18 protein-coding genes and 1 tRNA gene are annotated in these 17,965 nt (G+C 67.0%); 12 read left to right on the forward strand and 7 right to left on the reverse strand.

Annotation, left to right across the window (positions count from 1 at the left end; genetic code table 11):
• Window positions 1-194 precede the first annotated feature (194 nt).
• Both ATO3_RS16460 and ATO3_RS16465 read right to left on the reverse strand, forming a co-directional pair.
• The gene (locus ATO3_RS16460) at window positions 195-1,073 is read right to left on the reverse strand and encodes an alpha/beta fold hydrolase (protein ID WP_088650964.1); all 879 of its coding nucleotides are present in this window, start codon (window positions 1,071-1,073) and stop codon (window positions 195-197) included.
• 153 nt (window positions 1,074-1,226) lie between these two features.
• A complete protein-coding gene (locus tag ATO3_RS16465; RefSeq protein ID WP_088650965.1) occupies window positions 1,227-2,600 on the reverse strand; it encodes a M20/M25/M40 family metallo-hydrolase in 1,374 nt (457 codons plus the stop codon).
• 350 nt (window positions 2,601-2,950) lie between these two features.
• Here ATO3_RS16465 and hemA point away from each other — a divergent pair, with 350 nt between their 5' ends.
• The 4 genes from hemA to ATO3_RS16485 all read left to right on the forward strand — a co-directional run bounded on the left by hemA (window position 2,951) and on the right by ATO3_RS16485 (window position 7,571).
• Entirely contained in the window at window positions 2,951-4,174 is a 1,224-nt protein-coding gene (gene hemA, locus ATO3_RS16470; RefSeq protein ID WP_088650966.1) for a 5-aminolevulinate synthase, read from the forward strand.
• Window positions 4,175-4,284: 110 nt separating this feature from the next.
• Complete coding sequence (locus ATO3_RS16475; RefSeq protein ID WP_088650967.1) at window positions 4,285-5,514, forward strand: helix-turn-helix domain-containing protein; 1,230 nt, start codon at window positions 4,285-4,287, stop codon at window positions 5,512-5,514.
• Between the two features lie 253 nt (window positions 5,515-5,767).
• The gene (ispG, locus tag ATO3_RS16480) at window positions 5,768-6,889 is read left to right on the forward strand and encodes a flavodoxin-dependent (E)-4-hydroxy-3-methylbut-2-enyl-diphosphate synthase (protein WP_088650968.1); all 1,122 of its coding nucleotides are present in this window, start codon (window positions 5,768-5,770) and stop codon (window positions 6,887-6,889) included.
• A gap of 313 nt (window positions 6,890-7,202) precedes the next feature.
• On the forward strand, window positions 7,203-7,571 hold the full coding sequence (locus ATO3_RS16485) for a hypothetical protein (RefSeq protein WP_233152182.1): 369 nt from the start codon (window positions 7,203-7,205) through the stop codon (window positions 7,569-7,571).
• A gap of 286 nt (window positions 7,572-7,857) precedes the next feature.
• Here ATO3_RS16485 and ATO3_RS16490 read toward each other — a convergent pair.
• Window positions 7,858-7,934, reverse strand: a tRNA-Ile gene (locus tag ATO3_RS16490).
• Between the two features lie 136 nt (window positions 7,935-8,070).
• On the opposite strand from ATO3_RS16490, the gene purM reads away from it, so the two are divergent.
• From purM to rnd, 3 genes are all read left to right on the forward strand, one after another.
• Complete coding sequence (gene purM, locus ATO3_RS16495) at window positions 8,071-9,117, forward strand: phosphoribosylformylglycinamidine cyclo-ligase (protein WP_088650969.1); 1,047 nt, start codon at window positions 8,071-8,073, stop codon at window positions 9,115-9,117.
• Window positions 9,114-9,707 (forward strand): phosphoribosylglycinamide formyltransferase, encoded by a 594-nt coding sequence (purN, locus tag ATO3_RS16500; protein ID WP_088650970.1) that lies wholly within the window; start codon window positions 9,114-9,116, stop codon window positions 9,705-9,707. The genes purM and purN overlap by 4 nt, the downstream gene beginning before the upstream one ends.
• A gap of 262 nt (window positions 9,708-9,969) precedes the next feature.
• Window positions 9,970-11,130 (forward strand): ribonuclease D, encoded by a 1,161-nt coding sequence (rnd, locus tag ATO3_RS16505; RefSeq protein ID WP_088650971.1) that lies wholly within the window; start codon window positions 9,970-9,972, stop codon window positions 11,128-11,130.
• Between the two features lie 81 nt (window positions 11,131-11,211).
• On the opposite strand, the gene ATO3_RS16510 is transcribed toward rnd, so the two are convergent.
• Window positions 11,212-11,757: a hypothetical protein gene (locus ATO3_RS16510; RefSeq protein WP_088650972.1), complete on the reverse strand. Its 546-nt coding sequence runs from the start codon at window positions 11,755-11,757 to the stop codon at window positions 11,212-11,214.
• 134 nt (window positions 11,758-11,891) lie between these two features.
• Here ATO3_RS16510 and ATO3_RS16515 point away from each other — a divergent pair, with 134 nt between their 5' ends.
• The gene (locus ATO3_RS16515; RefSeq protein ID WP_088650973.1) at window positions 11,892-12,299 is read left to right on the forward strand and encodes a SufE family protein; all 408 of its coding nucleotides are present in this window, start codon (window positions 11,892-11,894) and stop codon (window positions 12,297-12,299) included.
• A 262-nt stretch (window positions 12,300-12,561) separates the two neighbouring features.
• On the opposite strand, the gene ATO3_RS16520 is transcribed toward ATO3_RS16515, so the two are convergent.
• Window positions 12,562-13,158 (reverse strand): DUF1638 domain-containing protein, encoded by a 597-nt coding sequence (locus ATO3_RS16520; RefSeq protein WP_088651001.1) that lies wholly within the window; start codon window positions 13,156-13,158, stop codon window positions 12,562-12,564.
• Window positions 13,159-13,327: 169 nt separating this feature from the next.
• Between ATO3_RS16520 and ATO3_RS16525 the strand changes: the two genes are divergently transcribed.
• Window positions 13,328-13,828, forward strand: a complete 501-nt coding sequence (locus ATO3_RS16525) for a hypothetical protein (RefSeq protein WP_088650974.1) — start codon at window positions 13,328-13,330, stop codon at window positions 13,826-13,828.
• Window positions 13,829-13,837: 9 nt separating this feature from the next.
• Here ATO3_RS16525 and ATO3_RS29035 read toward each other — a convergent pair whose 3' ends face one another.
• Window positions 13,838-14,422: a TetR/AcrR family transcriptional regulator gene (locus ATO3_RS29035; protein WP_088650975.1), complete on the reverse strand. Its 585-nt coding sequence runs from the start codon at window positions 14,420-14,422 to the stop codon at window positions 13,838-13,840.
• Window positions 14,423-14,511: 89 nt separating this feature from the next.
• Between ATO3_RS29035 and ATO3_RS16535 the strand changes: the two genes are divergently transcribed.
• The gene (locus ATO3_RS16535) at window positions 14,512-14,976 is read left to right on the forward strand and encodes a cupin domain-containing protein (RefSeq protein WP_088650976.1); all 465 of its coding nucleotides are present in this window, start codon (window positions 14,512-14,514) and stop codon (window positions 14,974-14,976) included.
• A gap of 120 nt (window positions 14,977-15,096) precedes the next feature.
• On the opposite strand, the gene ATO3_RS16540 is transcribed toward ATO3_RS16535, so the two are convergent.
• The gene (locus ATO3_RS16540; protein ID WP_088650977.1) at window positions 15,097-15,801 is read right to left on the reverse strand and encodes a corrinoid protein; all 705 of its coding nucleotides are present in this window, start codon (window positions 15,799-15,801) and stop codon (window positions 15,097-15,099) included.
• 209 nt (window positions 15,802-16,010) lie between these two features.
• On the opposite strand from ATO3_RS16540, the gene ATO3_RS16545 reads away from it, so the two are divergent.
• Window positions 16,011-17,102 (forward strand): PA0069 family radical SAM protein, encoded by a 1,092-nt coding sequence (locus ATO3_RS16545; RefSeq protein ID WP_233152183.1) that lies wholly within the window; start codon window positions 16,011-16,013, stop codon window positions 17,100-17,102.
• Between the two features lie 43 nt (window positions 17,103-17,145).
• Complete coding sequence (locus ATO3_RS16550; RefSeq protein ID WP_088650979.1) at window positions 17,146-17,745, forward strand: SAM-dependent methyltransferase; 600 nt, start codon at window positions 17,146-17,148, stop codon at window positions 17,743-17,745.
• The last annotated feature ends 220 nt before the right edge of the window (window positions 17,746-17,965 follow it).

The following is a 17,965-nucleotide window of genomic DNA, read 5'->3' on the forward strand; positions in this document are numbered from 1 at the left end:
CGCTGCACCCCGCCCCGCAGCGCGCGTGTCCGGCTGGGTGCCCGAAGGCGTCACACCTCCTTGCGCTGCGCCTGCGGTCCGGGTCAGGCCCGGGCCCAGCCGCCACCATTCCCTAACACTTGGTAAATCCGTGGCTGCAACCCATTGAAAACATTAAGGCCAACAGATGTCCCACGCGTGGGACACCCCCGGCCTCATGTCGACCCCAGGAAGGCCCTGAGCGCTGCCAGCGTCTCATCCGGAGATTGCTCGATGAAGAAATGCCCGCCCGGGATCGCCTCGGTCTGCATGTCGCTCAGCCGCTCCGTCCAGGTGGCGGGCACGTCGTAATGCCGCGCCATCGCCCCCTGCGCCCCGTAAAGCACCAGCGCCGGGCAGGGCACCCGCCGCTTCAGGTCCTTCCGGTCGGCCTCCAGGTCCAGCGTCAGCGCCGCCCGGTAATCGTCGCACATCGCCGCGATCACCACCGGCCGCCGCCAGCTCTGCCGGTACAGCTCCAGCGCGGCGGCCGGGAAGTCCGACAGCTCTGCCTTTCCGAAGCCCAGCAGGCAGCGTTCAAAATACCGATCCGGATCGGCCGCGATCATCTGCTCGGGAAACGGCGCCGGCTGGGCCAGGAAGAACCAGTGATAATAGGCCGCCGCTACCTCCGCCGTCAGATGCCTCAGCAGGTGACGGGTCGGCACGATATCCATCAGCGTCAGGCTCAGCAGCCGCTTTCCATGATCCAGCCCCATCCGGTGCCCCGTCCGCGCGCCCCGGTCATGGCCCACCAGGTGGAACCGCTCGAACCCCAGCGCGCTCATCAGCGCCGCCTGGTCCGCGGCCATCTCGCGAAAGGTCATCCCCTCGACACCCCCGGGCGCCGAGCTTTCGCCATAGCCCCGCAGATCCGCCGCGATCACCGTGTAGTCCCGCGCCAGCTTCGGCGCGATCTCGCGCCACATGGCCCGCGTCTGCGGAAACCCGTGCAACAGAAGCACCGGCGCGCCCTGACCGCCCCGGGAATACCCGATCCGCTGCCCGTTCACCTCGGCCACCTCGTGGCTGAACCCCGGGATCACCTCCATCATGCGCGCCTCCTTTCTGCATCCGTCCGAAGGTGCCCTTCCGCCACCGCCCGGGTCAATGCACCATGACCCCCCAAAAAAAACGACAGAAGCAGCAGAGAGACCCCCTGCTGCTTCACCTTTGTCCAAATACTCATGCCCCGCAGGGGCACCCCGTCACTCCGACAGGGCCGCCAGCACCCGCGCCCAGGAACGCGTGCCCTTGTGGAAGCTCTCCACGTCGTATTTCTCGTTCGGCGAATGGATCTGGTCGTCGTCCTTGCCGAAGCCGATCAGCATCGGCGTCACGTCCAGCAGCCGGGCGAAATGCCCCGCGATGGGGATCGACCCGCCGCAGCCGATGAAGGCCGCCTCGTCCGGCCATTCGTCCGACAGCGCCCTGCGCGCCGCCTCGAAAGCCGGGTCCGACGTGTCGAAGGCCCCCGCGCGCGAGGCGCCGTGGGCCTTGAATTCCACCGAGCAATCGGGCGGCACCATCCCCTTCACCATCGCGCGGAAGTTTTCGCGGATTTCCAGCGGGTCCTGGTCCCCCACCAGCCGGAACGAGATCTTGGCGGAGGCCTGCGACGGCAGCACCGTCTTGAAGCCGTCGCCGGTATAGCCGCCGATGATCCCGTTCACCTCGCAGGTCGGCCGCGACCAGATCTGCTCCAGCGCCGAGAAGTCCTTCTCGCCCGCCGCCTCGCTCAGGTCCACGCCGCCCAGGAAGGACCGCGCGTCAAATCCCAGTCCCGACCATTGCTCCTTCTGCTCTTCCGAAATCTCCGGCACGCCGTCGTAAAAGTTCGGCACGGTGATCCGGCCGTTCTCGTCATGCAGCGAGGCGATGATCTTCGACAGCACCCGGATCGGGTTGATCGCCGGCCCGCCGAACATGCCCGAATGCAGGTCCTTGGACGCGGCGGTGATGGTCAGCTCCTCGCCCAGCAGCCCGCGCAGCATGGTGGTGATCGCCGGCACGCGGCTGTCGAAGAGGCCGGTGTCGCAGATCAGCGCGAGATCCGCCTTCAGCTCCTCGGCGTTCTCTTTCATGAAGGGCACCAGCGAAGGCGAGCCGCTCTCTTCCTCGCCCTCGAAGAAGAAGGTGATGCGGCAGGGCAGGGTGCCGTTGACGGCCTTCCAGGCGCGGCAGGCCTCGACAAAGGTCATCAGCTGGCCCTTGTCATCGGCCGCACCGCGACCGCGGATGACGCGGCCTTTCGCGGTGTCCTGGATTTCCGGGTCGAACGGGTCCCGGTTCCACAGGTTCAGCGGATCGACCGGCTGCACGTCATAGTGTCCATAGAACAGCAGATGCGGTCCGTCGCCCTCGACGTGGCCCACCACCATCGGATGGCCCGGCGTCTCGCGCTTGCCGGCCGCCACGCCCAGCGACTTGAGATCGGCCACAAGCCAGTCGGCGGCGCGGTCGCACTGATCCTTGTAGGCGGGATCGGTCGAGATCGAGGGAATGCGCAGCAGCTCCATCAGGCGGTCGAGGGAAGCGTCGAGATCGCTGTCGATTCGGGACAGCACGGCGTCGAGGGACATGAGCGAAACCTATCGTTGGTGGAACGCGGCGACCCTATCAGGCCCGCGCGCCGCGTCCAGTGGGCCGGCCCGGCGCCGCGCCGTCAGGCGGGGCGCCGGGCGGGGCAACTGGGCGCCGGGCGGGGCGGGGGCCGTCCGTCCCCTTTCCGCGCCGCCTGTTTCCGATCGGAACGCCAGGTTTCTTCATGCGCTCCCGGGACGATTGATCCACGTCAAGGATGCGACATAGGTGCAGGGTCTACTGACTTGCTATCGAGATACCGGATCTTTAGGTATTTCGGAGTTTACAAGCCACGGGTCCCGCCGATTGCGGCGGGAAAGGGTGAGAGCCCGCAGCAGGAGACGAGACGTTGGACTATGCCGCCCAGCTTGAAAGCGCCATCGACCGCTTGCACGAGGAAGGGCGCTATCGCACCTTCATCGATATCGAGCGTCATCGCGGCGACTTTCCCCACGCAACCTGGACCCGCCCAGACGGGACCCAGCACGATGTGACGGTGTGGTGCGGCAACGACTACATCGGCATGGGCCAGCACCCCGTCGTGCTCGACGCGATGCACGAGGCGATCGACGCCTCGGGCGCCGGCTCCGGCGGGACGCGCAACATTTCCGGCACCACGGTCTTCCACAAGAGACTGGAGGCCGAGCTTGCCGACTTGCACGGCAAGGAATCGGCGCTGCTCTTCACCTCGGCCTACATCGCCAACGATGCCACGCTGTCGACCCTGCCAAAGCTCTTCCCGGGCCTCATCATCTATTCCGATGCGCTCAACCACGCCTCGATGATCGAGGGGGTGCGCCGCAACGGCGGGGCCAAGCGGATCTTCCGCCACAACGACCTGGACCATCTGCGCGAGCTGCTTCAGGCCGATGATCCGGCTGCGCCGAAACTGATCGCCTTCGAGTCGGTTTATTCGATGGACGGCGATTTCGGGCCAATTGAAGCAATTTGTGACCTCGCCGATGAATTTGGTGCCCTGACCTATATCGACGAGGTTCACGCCGTCGGAATGTACGGCCCGCGCGGCGCCGGGATCGCCGAACGCGACCGGCTGATGCACCGTCTCGACATCATCAACGGGACCCTCGCGAAGGCCTATGGCGTGATGGGCGGCTATATCGCGGCCAGCCACAAGATGTGCGATGCGATCCGGTCCTATGCCCCCGGGTTCATCTTCACCACCTCGCTGCCGCCCTCCGTCGCGGCCGGTGCGGCGGCCTCGGTGGCCTTCCTGAAACGTGCGCCGGAGCTGCGCGAGAAGCATCAGGAACAGGCCAAGATCCTGAAAACGCGGCTGAAAGCCCTGGGTCTGCCCTTTATCGACCATGGCTCGCACATCGTGCCCGTGATCGTCGGCAACCCGGTGCACACCAAGATGCTGTCGGACATGCTGCTTTACGATTTCGGCATCTATGTCCAGCCGATCAACTTCCCCACCGTCCCCCGCGGAACCGAGCGTCTGCGTTTCACGCCCTCGCCGGTGCACAGCCCCAAGGACATGGACAGGCTGATCGGCGCGCTGGATTCGCTCTGGGCACATTGTGCGCTCAATCGCGCCGAATTGGCCGGCTGACGCCGCGACTTCTTCGCAGCAACATGGGCCTGTGTTAACGTCCCCTTAAAACAAGGCGGTATCGAATCGAGATCTGATTCGAGCGTCATGGGACATGGGGCATACTGGCAATGATCGGGCGGCGTGATCCACGCAGGACTACCGAACATCCGGACGGCGAGGTTGCCGACCGGATCAAAAGCTTTGATGATTTCGAGCTCAAGCTCGGAGACGTCATGCGGGGTGAGCGGGCCACGATGGGCAAGTCCCTTCTGGACGTTCAGCGCGAGCTTCGCATCAAGGCCACCTACATCGCCGCGATCGAGAATTCGGATCCCTCTGCCTTCGACACGCCGGGCTTCATCGCGGGCTACGTGCGATCCTACGCGCGCTACCTGAACATGGACCCGGAACAATGCTTTGCCGCCTTCTGCGAGGAAAGCGGCTTTTCCGTCGCCCATGGCATGTCGGCCGAGGCGTCTAGCGTGCGCAAGACACCGGTGCCGATGCGGGTCAGCCGCCGGAAGGCCCAGGTGGAAAACGACCCGTTCCTGTCGCCGAAGCTGCCCTTCGCGCCGTCCGGCTCCAGTTTCTGGTCCGATTTCGAGCCGCGTGCGCTGGGTTCGATGCTGGTGCTGGTCGCGCTGATCGGCGGGATCGGCTACGGCGGCTGGATGGTGCTGAAACAGGTTCAGCAGGTGCAGCTTTCGCCGGTGGAACAGACCCCGGTGGTGCTGTCGGATCTCGATCCGCTGGACGCGGCCGCCGCCCGCAGCGGGGGCGCCGAGGATCCCGCGACCGCCGCCGCGCCCACGGCCGAGGCGATGGACCGGCTGTATCGCCCCGCCGCGCTGGATCTGCCGGTTCTCGTGGCGCGCGACGCGCCGATCTCGACCCTGGACCCCGACAAGGTCGGCACCCTGATGCCAAGCGCGCTGCCAGAGGTCGACCTGGCCGATGCCACCCCGCAGGGTCCGCATCCGCTGCCGGCCGGCGCGACCCCGCAGGTGGTCGAGGATGCCGCGCCGACGCTGGTGATGGTGGCCGTGCGCCCGTCCTGGGTAAGGGTCCGCAGCGCCGACGGCTCGGTGATCTACGAAGGCATCATGGAGCCCGGCGAAACCTATGACGTGCCCGCAACCGAAGAGCCGCCGACCCTGCGCGCCGGTGAATCCGGCGCCGTCTACTTCGTGATGAACGGCGCGCATTACGGCCCGGTGGGTCCGTCCGGCACGGTCACATCGAACATCCCGCTCTCGATTCCCGAAGTGTCGGATCGCTACCAGGTCGCCGATCTCGGTGCCGACAGGGACCTGGCCCGCGTCGTGGCCGAGGCGCAGACCATCTCCGTGGAGCCCTGACCGGTTCCCAGGCCACGTGGGGCTGCCACAGCGCGGCCCCGGATCCATATGGCAAGCCATTGACCGTGCACCGGTCTTCGCCAGCCCGTTTCATCCCATGACAGACACCCGTTGACCAGCGCCCCGACCCGGGCGCCTGCCGTCACCGAAGCCGTGTGGCGTCGCCAAGGCGGCGGGCGCCGATCCGAAGGCGCTCATTGCCACGCGCGGCCTTGAAGACTATCTAGCGGGTAAGCATTCCGAGGAGGCGCTCATGTCGCTGAACCACGTCCGCCCGTGGCGCAACATCTACCGCCGCACGTCCCGGCAGATCATGGTCGGCAACGTCCCAGTGGGGGGCGATGCGCCGATCTCGATCCAGACCATGACCAACACGCCCACCACCGACGTGGCCGCCACCGTGGCCCAGGTGCAGGCAGCGGCTGAGGCAGGGGCGGATATCGTCCGCGTCTCGGTCCCGGACGAGGCGTCGTCCAGGGCGCTGAAGGAGATCGTGCGGGAAAGCCCCGTGCCGATCGTGGCGGACATCCATTTCCACTACCGCCGCGGGATCGAGAGCGCGGAGGCGGGCGCGGCCTGCCTGCGGATCAACCCGGGCAATATCGGCGACGAGAAGCGGGTAAAGGAGGTCATCGCGGCGGCGCGGGACCATGGCTGTTCGATGCGGATCGGGGTCAACGCCGGCTCGCTGGAGCGGCACCTGCTGGAGAAATATGGCGAACCCTGCCCGGAGGCGATGGTGGAATCGGGGCTGGAGCATATCCGGATCCTAGAGGACAACGATTTCCACGAGTTCAAGATTTCGGTGAAGGCCTCGGACGTGTTCCTGTCGGCGGCGGCCTACCAGGGCATCGCCGAGGCGACGGACAAGCCGATCCATCTGGGCATCACCGAGGCGGGCGGGCTGACCAGCGGCACGATCAAGTCGGCGATCGGGCTGGGCAACCTGCTGTGGATGGGGATCGGCGACACGCTGCGGGTCTCGCTCTCGGCGGATCCGGTCGAAGAGGTCAAGGTCGGCTACGAGATCCTGAAAAGCCTCGGGCTGCGGCACCGGGGGGTCAACATCATCTCCTGCCCGTCCTGCGCGCGGCAGGGGTTCGACGTCATCAAGACGGTCGAGGCGCTGGAAAAGCGGCTGGAGCATATCAAGACCCCGATGAGCCTGTCGATCATCGGCTGCGTGGTCAACGGGCCGGGAGAGGCCCTGATGACCGACGTTGGATTTACCGGCGGCGGGGCCGGGTCGGGGATGGTGTACCTGGCCGGCAAGGCAAGCCACAAGATGTCCAACGAGCAGATGATCGACCATATCGTGGAAGAGGTCGAGAAGAAGGCCGCCGAGCTGGACGCCGCGCCCGAAGCGGCCGAGTGACGGACACTGTCCCACGCGTGGGACACTTGGCGGGTTTAATGATTTCAATGGCTTGCAGTCGCGCCTTTACTTTTCGTTAAGATCTGGCCCGTCAGCAGGATGGGTCTGTCGCCGGCACCAGTCGGCGCGCTGCGCGCCGGCATCCGCGCGAAATGCGCGCCCGACACGCGGGGCGGCGGACCGGACAGGACCGGCCGGGGCGGGTGCGCACGTCCGGGCGCCAGTGCGGTCCCGAACGATGCCCTGCCACTTTATACCCTGACGGAAGGGAACGCAGCGGCGGTTCGCGGGTTTGTCTTCAAAGGAGGCGCCCATGACCCGCACCGTATCCCGTATCACGTCCCATGCCGAAGACATGCTGCCCGAGCGGCTGCGCGACCCTCTGCCCGAGGCGCGGCCGCACCGTATCTCTCCGATTGCCTATGCCGGTGGCATGCTGGCGCTGGGCGCCGCGCTGCTGATCGCCAAGCCGAAGATCGGCCGGGTGCCGGAGCCGAAACAGGGCGGAGATGTCCCGCGCCGCAGCCGCGTGCGCCGCGCCGCCCAGGTGGGCCGCGACGGGGCGCAGACCTTTGCGCCCTCGAACGTCACCGATTCCATCGGGCGGTCTCTGATGATCGGCGGCACGGCCCTGCTGCTGACCCGGATCCTGGACGAGATGAGCGGGCGGGACGGGCAATAAGCCCGGGCAGGACGCCGCGCCCGCGCCGCATGAAGGCACACACAGGAAGGCCGCACCGTGACATCCGGCGCGGCCTTTGTTCCTTGTGGTCCCTGGCGGCCGGGCGCGTCATCGGGCGAAGAAATCGAATACGGCAGGTTCGGAGGGCGTTGTACGGGGTCAAATGTGCCACGCCAAGCGACGTGATGCCGCCCCTGTGACCGGACCTGCGGTCTGTCCGGACGTGAAGAGGCCGATCCCGACAGAGAGGGCCGGTACAGAGTGGCAGATATACAGGGCAGGTACATGGTAGGCCCGGCAGGACTTGAACCCGCAACCAAAGCGTTATGAGCGCTCTGCTCTAACCAATTGAGCTACAGGCCCGCCTGACCCATTGGGGTAGCATGATCGCCGGCGGCGTCAAGCCTTGACGCGCGCCTTGGCATTGCAAGCCTGCGGCCAATGGACTACGCCGCGCCGGTAGACGTGAAAACAGCCCGACCGGGGCAGGAGAGCCGCGATGAGCGAGACCAAGAACGGGATGACCTATGCCGAGGCAGGGGTCGATATCGATGCGGGCAACGCCCTGGTCGACCGGATCAAGCCGGCGGCGGCCTCGACGAACCGCGCCGGGGTGATGTCGGGCCTGGGCGGGTTCGGCGCGCTGTTCGACCTGAAGGCGGCGGGCTACGACGATCCGATCCTGGTGGCGGCGACCGACGGCGTGGGCACCAAGCTGCGCATCGCGATCGACACCGGAGAGGTCGACGGCGTGGGCATCGACCTGGTGGCCATGTGCGTCAACGACCTGGTCTGCCAGGGGGCGGAGCCGTTGTTCTTCCTGGATTACTTCGCCACCGGCAAGCTGGAGACCGAAAGCGCCGCGCGCATCGTCGAGGGCATCGCCGAGGGCTGCCGCCAGGCCGGCGCCGCGCTGATCGGCGGCGAGACGGCCGAGATGCCGGGCATGTACCCGGCGGGCGATTTCGACCTGGCGGGCTTTGCCGTGGGCGCGATGGAGCGCGGCTCGGCCCTGCCGGCGGATGTGGCGAAAGGCGACGTGCTGCTGGGGCTGGCCAGCGACGGGGTGCATTCGAACGGCTATTCGCTGGTGCGCCGGCTGGTCGAGGCCGAGGGCCTGCACTGGGAGGCCGCGAGCCCGTTCAGCAACGGCCGGCTGGGGGCCGCGCTGCTGGCGCCGACGCGGGTCTATGTGAAGCCCTGTCTTGAGGCGATCCGCGCGGGCGGCGTGCACGGGCTGGCGCATATCACCGGCGGCGGGCTGACCGAGAACCTGCCGCGCATCCTGCCCGAGGGGCTGGGCGCGGAGATCGACCTGGGGTCGTGGAAGCTGCCCCCGGTGTTTGCCTGGATGCAGGGCGCGGGCGGCATCGCCGAGGCCGAGATGCTGAAGACCTTCAACTGCGGCATCGGCATGGTTTTGGTTGTGGCCGCCGACCGGGCCGAGGCCCTGGCGGATCTGCTGGGCGAGGCCGGAGAGACGGTGCACCGGCTGGGCGAGGTCACGGCCGGCGAGGGGATCCGCTATACCGGCACGCTCGCATGAGCGGGGCGCGCGTTGCCATCCTGATCTCGGGCGGTGGCACCAACATGGCGGCGCTGGTCGACAGCATGGGCGAGGACCATCCGGGCCGCCCCGTGCTGGTCGTGTCGAACCGGGCCGATGCCGGAGGGCTGGAGAAGGCGCGCGCGCGGGGTGTCGAGACCGTCGTCGTGGATCACCGGGGCTTTGCGGATCGCGAGAGTTTCGAGGCGGCGGTGACGGCGGAGCTGGAGAAGGCGGAGGCGGACGTGGTCTGCCTCGCCGGGTTCATGCGGGTGCTGACGCAAAGCTTCGTAAGCCGGTGGGAGGGGCGGATCCTGAACGTGCATCCCTCGTTGCTGCCGAAGCACCGGGGGCTGAACACCTATGCGCGGGCGCTGGCGGCCGGGGACACGGAATACGGCGCGACGGTGCATGTGGTGACGGCCGAGCTGGACGACGGGCCGATCCTGGGGCAGGTGCGGCTGCCGATCGAGCCGGGGGACACGGCCGAGGAGATGAAGGCGCGGCTGGGGCCCTGGGAGCATCGGCTGTATGTCGCGGTGCTGCGCCGATTCGCGGGCGGAGAGCCGGGCGTGGTGCAGTTGCCCTAGGGGCACAATACCCAAGCTTTTCAAATTGCCTTGAATGCCTTATTAAGAGCCCGGTTGGACGGATGCGTCCCGCGGGCCAAAGGGCTGTGCGACGTGCCCCGGCCGACGAGAAATGCGGATTGCATTGGGCCGGGACCGAACGCGCGCCCAGCGGACCGATACCCGATACGTACCCCAGGGCCGACCGTTTGAACGTCCCCCGGGGCCGCTGACAGACAGGCCCCTGCGGGCTGATAACAAGAACGAAGTAGACCCATCGCGCATGAAGACAATCACGAAGACCGAGGAGCTGGCGGCGTTCTGTGAAACTGCGGCGGAGCAATTCTATGTCACGGTCGACACGGAGTTCCTGAGGGAGCGCACCTATTATTCGAAGCTCTGCCTGATCCAGCTGGCGCATCCCGGTGAGGGCGACAACGCCGTGCTGGTCGATCCGCTGGCCGGCGAGCTGGACCTGGAGCCGCTTTACGCGCTGTTCCGCGACACCTCCGTGGTGAAGGTGTTCCATGCCGCGCGCCAGGATCTTGAAATCTTCTGGGTGGCCGCGGGGCAGTTTCCGACGCCGCTCTTCGACACGCAGGTCGCGGCGATGGTCTGCGGCTTCGGCGAGCAGGTGGGGTACGAGACGCTGGTGCGCAAGATCTGCAAGCAGTCGCTGGACAAGACCTCGCGCTTTACCGACTGGTCGCGGCGGCCGCTGAGCGAGGCGCAGAAGACCTATGCGCTGGCCGATGTCACGCATCTGCGGCAGATCTACGAGTTTCTCCGCGATGAGCTGGAGCGCACCGGGCGCACGGCCTGGGTCGAGGAAGAGCTGCAGATCCTGACCCATCCCGACACCTACGAGGTCGATCCGCAAAGCGCCTGGCAGCGGATCAAGACGCGGACGAATTCGCCGCGCTTCCTGGGGCTGGTGCGTGAGCTGGCCGCGTTCCGCGAGGATTACGCGCGGACCAACGACGTGCCGCGCAGCCGGGTGTTCAAGGACGACGCGCTGATCGAACTGGCCTCGACCAAGCCGAAGACGATGCAGGACCTGGGCCGGTCGCGGCTGTTGCTGCGCGAGGCGCGCAAGGGCGTGATCGCCGACGGGATCCTGGCGGCGGTGGAGCGTGGCCTGACCATGGACAATGCCGACCTGCCCGCGCCGGACCGCTCGCGCGAGAAGCTGCAGGTGAACCCGGCGCTGGCGGACCTGCTGCGGGTGCTGCTGAAGGCCAAGAGCGAGGCGTCGGACGTGGCGCCGCGCCTGATCGCGCCGGCGGCGGAGCTGGACGCGATCGCGGCGGGGCAGCGGGATCTGCCGTCGCTGCGCGGCTGGCGCCGCGATGTCTTCGGCACGGATGCGCTGCGGCTGTGCGAGGGCGAGATCGCGCTGGGCGCCAAGGGCGACCAGGTCAAGATCGTGGAACTGGCGCGCTAGAGGCGCGCCGGTCCACCGCCGCGTCGCGGCTGCCTGTCATGCAGAGGGCCCCTTCGGGGCAGGCAGGGGCGCGGTCCGGGTCTAGCGGCGGCGGGATTCGCGGGCGTTCTGGGCGCCGGTCACGCGGATGACGCTGGCGGCCGAGAGATGCTGCTGCGTCACCGTGCGGGCGACCGAGACGGTGCGCGTGGCCTGGTCGCCGAAACCCGTGGCCTCGTTGGGGTATTTCACCACGAAGCGATAGCTCAGCACGCCGTCGACGGGTTCTTCGTCGTAGGTGTCGGGGATCAGGCGGGCATCATAGGCGCCCTGGCGCGAGGCCAGCCCTTCGACCCGGATGATGGCGCCGGCGACCGTGCGCTCTATCTCCATCGAGACGATCTGGTCGATCGGCACCCCGTCCACGGCGACCTGGTTGCCGGCGAGGAATTCGCGGGCGCTCTTGTTGTCGGGAAGCAGCGGGTTGGTGTTGGTGGTGAACTCGGCCGGGCTCACCTCGGCCGCGCGGGAGCGGCCGAACCAGTTCGACGGGTTCACGCGGGCATCGCTCCAGCCGGAGCAGGCCGAAAGCGCGGTAGCGGCCGCCAGAAGTGCAAGCACCGTGGCGCGCGTGGCCGGTCGTGTCATGTCGTGCCCCTGTCTTGGTCGTGGTCTCTGGCCTAGCGCATCCGCCCCGCCTTGAAAAGCGCCAAGACGGGTTGTAGGGGTCGGACGGTGCGCCGGGACGGTCGGTTCCGGCCGGCGGCAGGGGAGATCCGGGCATGGCCAGTCAAGCCTTTGAAGCGATTGTCGAAGATTTCGAGTTCCTCGAGGACTGGGAGGACCGTTATCGCTATGTCATCGAACAGGGCAAGGCGATGGAGCCGCTGGACGACGCGCTGAAGGTGCCGGCGACCAAGGTCGAGGGCTGTGCGAGCCAGGTCTGGCTGCACCCGGTGATCGAGGACGGCAAATTCCATTTCGACGGCGACAGCGACGCGATGATCGTGCGCGGGCTGATCGCGGTTCTGCGGTCGCTTTACAACGGGCTTGAGGTTGCCGAGGTGCCCGGCGTGGATGCCAGGGCCGAGATGTCGCGCCTGGGGCTGGACGAAAACCTGTCGTCGCAGCGCTCGAACGGGCTGCGCGCGATGATCGAACGGATCCGGACGGTCGCGGCCGCGGCCTGATCCGGCGTTGGTGTTTCTGGCTGGCCGGTGATCCGGGGGCGCTGCCCCCGTCCTCCGTTGGAGGACTCCCCCGGAGGTATTTGGGCAAAGATGAAGATGGACGCCGGACCTTGCTCCAAGCGTGGGATGGTGCGGCCTGCTTTTGCAATCAAGAGGGTGCAGCGTCGGATTAACGATACGTCCCGGAGTCTTCGTGGAACGCTCCTGTCTTCATCTTTGTAAAAATACTCAATCCGTCCTCTCCGGCAGCACAGGCCTCGGGTCAGAGCGCGCCGAGCGCTGTCGTGAGGTCGCCGTAGCCGGTAAAGCGCCGTTCGAAGGCGAGGCCGAGGCGGTCGGCGCAGGCGCGGGCCTTTTCGGTCAGGGCCGGGTCGTCGGTCTGGGCCTGGTAGACCAGTTTCGTGTAATGGCCGAAATACATCTCGCGCAGTTCCGGGTGACGGTCGAGGCCGAGCGGTTTCCAGACGAAGGCATCGAATTGTCTGACCAGGAAATCCGTGAGGTAGAAGGCGGTGAATTCCTCTTCGGCGCGGGCCTGGAAGGCGCTATTGCCTTCGAAGAAGCTGTAGCAATGGGGGCCTTCGACCATCTCCAGCCCCAGTCGGTCGCACAGCGCGCGCAGCTGGCCGCCGGTCCCGCAATCGGCGTAGACGACGAAGATGTCGTCATAGTCGGCGCGGTATTTCGCGACCGCCGCTTCGACGGCCGGCGGGATGCGGTCGGGGTGGTTGTGCAGGATCGCGGGCAGGCAGGCGAGGTCCAGGTGATCCCAGCCGTTTGCCGTGGTCAGATCGAGTATCTCGCGCGCGAGAGCCCCGCAGGCCAGCAACAGGACGCGGCCGTGACGGGCGGGCGCCATGCCGTCGCGCGTCAGGCGATCGGGGTCGGGCAGGGGGCCCTGGGGGTGGATCGGCTGGTCTGACACAATTCTAACCTCTCCGTGCACGGAATGTCGTGTTTCTTGGCTTTGCGCTACGTCACCCCAGATGGGGTCCACCGGGATGTTCCGGACGCCAGGAGTTTTGCACATGACCGAAACAACAGCCACCGCCCGCCCGCTTTTCCCGAAACCCGGCATCGCCGTGCTGGGGGCGATGTTCATTGCCGGCGCCGCGGCCACCATGGCCTTTGACCTGTGGGGGCAGCTGATCAGCCCCGGGATCGGCTGGGCCGCGTTGTCGCCGCACGGGCTGGCGCGCAGCCTGCTTGGGAGCTTCGGCCTGCCGAACGGCGATTTCGCGGGCTACTTCGTCCATTTCTACCTTGTCGGCCTGCTGGGCTATCCGCTGGGCTGGCTTTACGTGTTCCGCCCGGCCTGGCGCCTGGTGATCGGTGAGCGGCTGGCGTGGATCGTGCCGGCGGCGGTCTATGGCTTCGGGCTTTGGGTCTTTGCCATCGGCGGGATCACGGCGGTGGCCGGGTTGCCGTTCTTCCTGAATTTCACCGGAATCACCTGGGTCGCGCTGATCGGGCATGTTCTGTACGGCGTGGTCCTTGTGGCGGTGCTGCGCCTGATCGGGCAGCGCTGAAAGATCCCGTCATGTCCCGGGCAGGAAGCGGTCGAGCAGGGCCTCGGCAACGAGGGCGACCGTGGCCCGGGCCGTGTCGGGATCGGTGCGGGCGATGTCGAAGAGGGCGATCATCGCCTCGCTGCCCGTGGCCAGTGTCAGGGCCGTGACCAGCGCGTCGAGCTCGGGCTCGGGCAGGCCGGCATCCTGCAGGGCGGCGCGGAACATCTGTACCCGGCGCGCGCCACGGCGCTGGCGCGGCGCGCCGTTCTCGGCCGCCCAGGCATCGAGGTTGCGCGCCAGGAAGTTGCGGAAGGCCGCCTCGTGCGCCACCGAGAGGTCGAAGATGTAGAGGCTGACCGCCAGAGCCCGGGCGCGCGGCGTGTCGCAGCCGGCGACGACATCCTCGTAGGGGGCCACTTCGAGCGCGAGGCCGGCCTCGGCAACCAGCAGGCTGGGATCCGAGAAATAGCGATAGGCCGTGGCCTTCGAGATGCCGGCCTCGTCGGCGGCGCGCTGCACGGTGACGGGGATGCCATCGGCGATCAGGCTGCGCGTGGCGTCCAGCAACGCTTCGCGCGTACGGGCCTTCTGGGCAGTGCGGGGGCGGGTCATGGGGGACTTTCGGCTTTATGAGACTATTGTCTCTTAAAGAGACATGTGTATCATAAAGGAATCGTAGCACGTTTCAACCGAGGCCAGAGATGCTGGACAGCAATCACAGAACTTACGAGACGCTGGGAATTCTCATGAAGTTTCATGCCTTCCCGGCGGAGGTGATGGGGAAATTCTGCCTGGTGGAGGCGGTCGTGCCGCCCGGGCTGGGGGCGCCGCCGAACCATCACGCGGGTGAGACGGAGGCGTTCTTTGTCCTGGAGGGGGCGATCGACTTCACCGTGGAGGGGGAGCATCGCCATGCGACTGCCGGGGAGTACGTGGCGATCCCCGACGGGGCGGTGCATGCCTTCCGCGCGGCAGGAGAGACGCCGGCGCGCGTGCTGATCCTGAATGCGCCGGGCAACATGCACGAGGCGTTCTTCACGCAGCTGGGCACGCCGGTGGATGCGGACAAGACGGCGCCTGACCCCATGGACGGACCGCCGGACGTGGCGGCGGTGGCGCGCATTGCGACGGACGTGGGCATGACCATCCTGCCGCCGCGGGGCTGAGGCCTTGCCGTCGGGGGGGGCATCGCCAAGGCGCCCCGCGACGGGGCGCTGAAACGCAAACCGGCGGCGAAAGGGCCGCCGGCTGTCATTCCGGAAAAGACCTGCGGTCAGGGGCTGCCGTCAGCCGGCGGCCATCTGGTTGTGCTTGCGGGCGATGAAATCTTTCGCCGTCTCCACCGCCACGGCGGCATCGCGGCAATAGGCGTCGGCGCCGATCGCACGGCCGAATTCCTCGTTCAGCGGCGCGCCGCCCACCAGCACGATATAGTCGTCGCGGATGCCCTGTTCCTTCATCGTGTCGATCACGACCTTCATGTAGGGCATCGTCGTGGTCAGCAGGGCGGACATGCCGAGGATGTCGGCCTCTTCCGCCTTGATCGCCTCGATGTAATCCTCGACCGGGTTGTTGATGCCGAGATCCACGATCTCGAACCCGGCGCCTTCCATCATCATCGACACGAGGTTCTTGCCGATGTCGTGGATGTCGCCCTTGACGGTGCCGATCACCATTTTGCCCATGCGCGGCGCACCGGTCTCGGCCAGCAGCGGCTTCAGGATGAACATGCCACCCTTCATCGCGTTGGCCGCCAGCAGCACCTCGGGGACGAAGAGGATCCCGTCGCGGAAATCGTTGCCGACGATGGTCATGCCACCGACCAGCGCCTCTGTCAGGATCTTGTAGGGCGCCCAGCCGCGTTCGAGCAGGATATTCACGCCCTCCTCGATCTCCTCTCTGAGACCGTCGTAGAGGTCGTCGAACATCTGCTGGACGAGCTCGTCGTCGTCGAGTTCGGAAAGGATGATATCGTCTTCTTCGTCGGACATGAGAGTGTATCCTGATGCGACCGGCCCGGTCGCCCGGCCCTGGATTGGTTCCGTTCTGATGGCTCTGCCCCGTCGCGACTGCACTGTTTGCGACACGAAGGGCGCCTCTTACGACCTCTATGGGGGAATAGGGTAAAAGTGAAATGAGGATTTTGCACAAAGACCATCAGTTCCTTGCAATTGTTCTTATTTTGTTCCATCTCTCGCTCATGTCACAGGCAGAAACGCAGTCCGGATTCATCGACAGGGACCGACGCCGGGGGCGCGGCGCGGCCAGCAATGCCGCCGGGCGGTTCGATCTGGCCCGCCAGGAGGAGCATGACGGGTGGGACATCCCCGAGGATCGTCCCTCCTTCGTGACCGAGGTGCGCGAGGAGGTGCCGAAAAGCGTCATCACCTACAACCGCTCGCCCGATCTGCCCTTCGACCGGTCGATCAACCCCTACCGGGGCTGCGAACACGGGTGCATCTATTGCTTCGCCCGGCCCAGCCACGCCTACCTGGGCCTGTCTCCGGGGCTGGATTTCGAAACCCGGCTGGTGGCCCGGCCGCAGGCGCCCGAGGTGCTGCGGCGCGAGCTGCGGGCGAAGGGTTACAAGGTGGCGACGCTGGCGATCGGAACCAACACGGATCCCTACCAGCCGATCGAACGCGATCGTGAAATCACCCGTGCCTGCCTGCAGGTGCTGCGGGATTTCCGCCATCCGGTGGGCATCGTGACCAAGGGCACGCTGGTGGAACGAGACATCGACATCCTCGCGCCGATGGCGGAGCAGGGGCTTGTCCGCGTGGGGATTTCCGTGACCACGCTGGACGACGACCTTTCGCGGCGGATGGAGCCGCGCGTGCCGCTGCCGCGCCGGCGGCTGGCGGCGATCCGCCGGCTGGCAGAGGCCGGGATCCCGGTGCGGGTCATGGTCTCGCCTGTGGTGCCGGGGCTGACGGATCAGGAGGTCGACGCGATCGTCGCGGCCGCGGCCGAGGCCGGCGCCGATGCGGCCAGCTGGATCATGCTGCGCCTCCCGCGCGAGGTTTCGCCGCTCTGGCAGGACTGGCTGGCCGAACATGAACCGGGCCGCGCCGCCAAGGTCATGGCCCGCCTGCGCGAGATGCACGGCGGCCGCGATTACGATCCGCGCTGGGGCCACCGGATGCGGGGCGAAGGCGAATATGCCGAAATCGTCGGCAAACGCTTCAAGGCGGCCTGCCGTCGCGCCGGGCTGCGCGAGCGCACGGCCGGGCTGCGCACCGATCTCTTCAAGATTCCGCCGATGCCGGGCGACCAGCTCTCGCTTTTCTGAGCCGCCGTGCCTAGCTTTGAGGCAGGCGGACAGGGAGACGGCCATGTGGGACGAACGCTACGCGACCGACGAATACCTCTTCGGCACCGAACCGGCGGCGTTCCTCGCCACCCATGCGCCATCGCTGCCCGCGGCAAGCCGGCTGCTCTGCGTGGCCGATGGCGAAGGCCGGAACTCGGTCTACCTGGCGGAACAGGGCCACGACGTGCTGGCCTTCGACGCCTCGCCCGTGGGGCTGGACAAGGCGCGCGGCCTGGCCGGGGCACGGGGCGTCAGCGTCGATTACCGCCTCTCCGGCATCGAGGAATGGGACTGGAGCCAGACCCATGACGCGTTGGTGGCGATCTTCATCCAGTTCATGGATCCGGACCTGCGCGCGCATATCTTCAACGAATTCCGCCGCGCCGTGCGCCCCGGCGGCCTTCTGCTGCTGCATGGCTATGCCCCGCGCCAGGTCGAATACGGCACCGGCGGCCCGCCCCAGGCTGACAACATGTACACCGAAGAGCTCCTGCAGGCCCATTTCGGCGACTGGGAAATCCTGCGCCTCGCGGATTACGATGCCGAGATTTCCGAAGGCCGGGGCCATTCCGGCCGGTCGGCCCTCGTCGACCTCGTCGCCCGCCGCCCCGCCGAAAGCTGACCCAAAGGCGTCCGGTCCCCTGCAGGACACAGCACCCCTCGTTCTTCTTGGCCCAAATACCTCCGGGGGAGTCCGCCCATGGCGGACGGAGGCAGAGCCCCCTTCATAAACACTCGGGGCGCACGATCCGCCATCGCACGCCCCGATGATTTCTGAAAACGCCGCCTGAAACCTGGCTTAAAGCGTCCGGCTCAAAACCTGAATCGCAAGGGATTCCCTT

The organism is Marinibacterium profundimaris (genome assembly GCF_002210095.1).
Lineage (GTDB): Bacteria > Pseudomonadota > Alphaproteobacteria > Rhodobacterales > Rhodobacteraceae > Marinibacterium > Marinibacterium profundimaris.

What these genes read in the sequence shown, in the direction of transcription:
- ATO3_RS16520 (WP_088651001.1), bottom strand. Translation starts at nt 13,158, where the DNA reads ATGGCGCCCGCCCGTCACGGCCGCGTCCTGTTGCTGGCCTGCGGGGCT.
- ATO3_RS16460 (WP_088650964.1), bottom strand. Translation starts at nt 1,073, where the DNA reads ATGATGGAGGTGATCCCGGGGTTCAGCCACGAGGTGGCCGAGGTGAAC.
- rnd (WP_088650971.1), top strand. Translation starts at nt 9,970, where the DNA reads ATGAAGACAATCACGAAGACCGAGGAGCTGGCGGCGTTCTGTGAAACT.
- ATO3_RS16465 (WP_088650965.1), bottom strand. Translation starts at nt 2,600, where the DNA reads ATGTCCCTCGACGCCGTGCTGTCCCGAATCGACAGCGATCTCGACGCT.
- ATO3_RS16475 (WP_088650967.1), top strand. Translation starts at nt 4,285, where the DNA reads ATGATCGGGCGGCGTGATCCACGCAGGACTACCGAACATCCGGACGGC.
- ATO3_RS16510 (WP_088650972.1), bottom strand. Translation starts at nt 11,757, where the DNA reads ATGACACGACCGGCCACGCGCGCCACGGTGCTTGCACTTCTGGCGGCC.
- purN (WP_088650970.1), top strand. Translation starts at nt 9,114, where the DNA reads ATGAGCGGGGCGCGCGTTGCCATCCTGATCTCGGGCGGTGGCACCAAC.
- purM (WP_088650969.1), top strand. Translation starts at nt 8,071, where the DNA reads ATGAGCGAGACCAAGAACGGGATGACCTATGCCGAGGCAGGGGTCGAT.
- ATO3_RS16515 (WP_088650973.1), top strand. Translation starts at nt 11,892, where the DNA reads ATGGCCAGTCAAGCCTTTGAAGCGATTGTCGAAGATTTCGAGTTCCTC.
- ATO3_RS16525 (WP_088650974.1), top strand. Translation starts at nt 13,328, where the DNA reads ATGACCGAAACAACAGCCACCGCCCGCCCGCTTTTCCCGAAACCCGGC.
- ATO3_RS16545 (WP_233152183.1), top strand. Translation starts at nt 16,011, where the DNA reads ATGTCACAGGCAGAAACGCAGTCCGGATTCATCGACAGGGACCGACGC.
- ATO3_RS16540 (WP_088650977.1), bottom strand. Translation starts at nt 15,801, where the DNA reads ATGTCCGACGAAGAAGACGATATCATCCTTTCCGAACTCGACGACGAC.
- ATO3_RS16550 (WP_088650979.1), top strand. Translation starts at nt 17,146, where the DNA reads ATGTGGGACGAACGCTACGCGACCGACGAATACCTCTTCGGCACCGAA.
- ATO3_RS29035 (WP_088650975.1), bottom strand. Translation starts at nt 14,422, where the DNA reads ATGACCCGCCCCCGCACTGCCCAGAAGGCCCGTACGCGCGAAGCGTTG.
- ispG (WP_088650968.1), top strand. Translation starts at nt 5,768, where the DNA reads ATGTCGCTGAACCACGTCCGCCCGTGGCGCAACATCTACCGCCGCACG.
- ATO3_RS16535 (WP_088650976.1), top strand. Translation starts at nt 14,512, where the DNA reads ATGCTGGACAGCAATCACAGAACTTACGAGACGCTGGGAATTCTCATG.
- ATO3_RS16485 (WP_233152182.1), top strand. Translation starts at nt 7,203, where the DNA reads ATGACCCGCACCGTATCCCGTATCACGTCCCATGCCGAAGACATGCTG.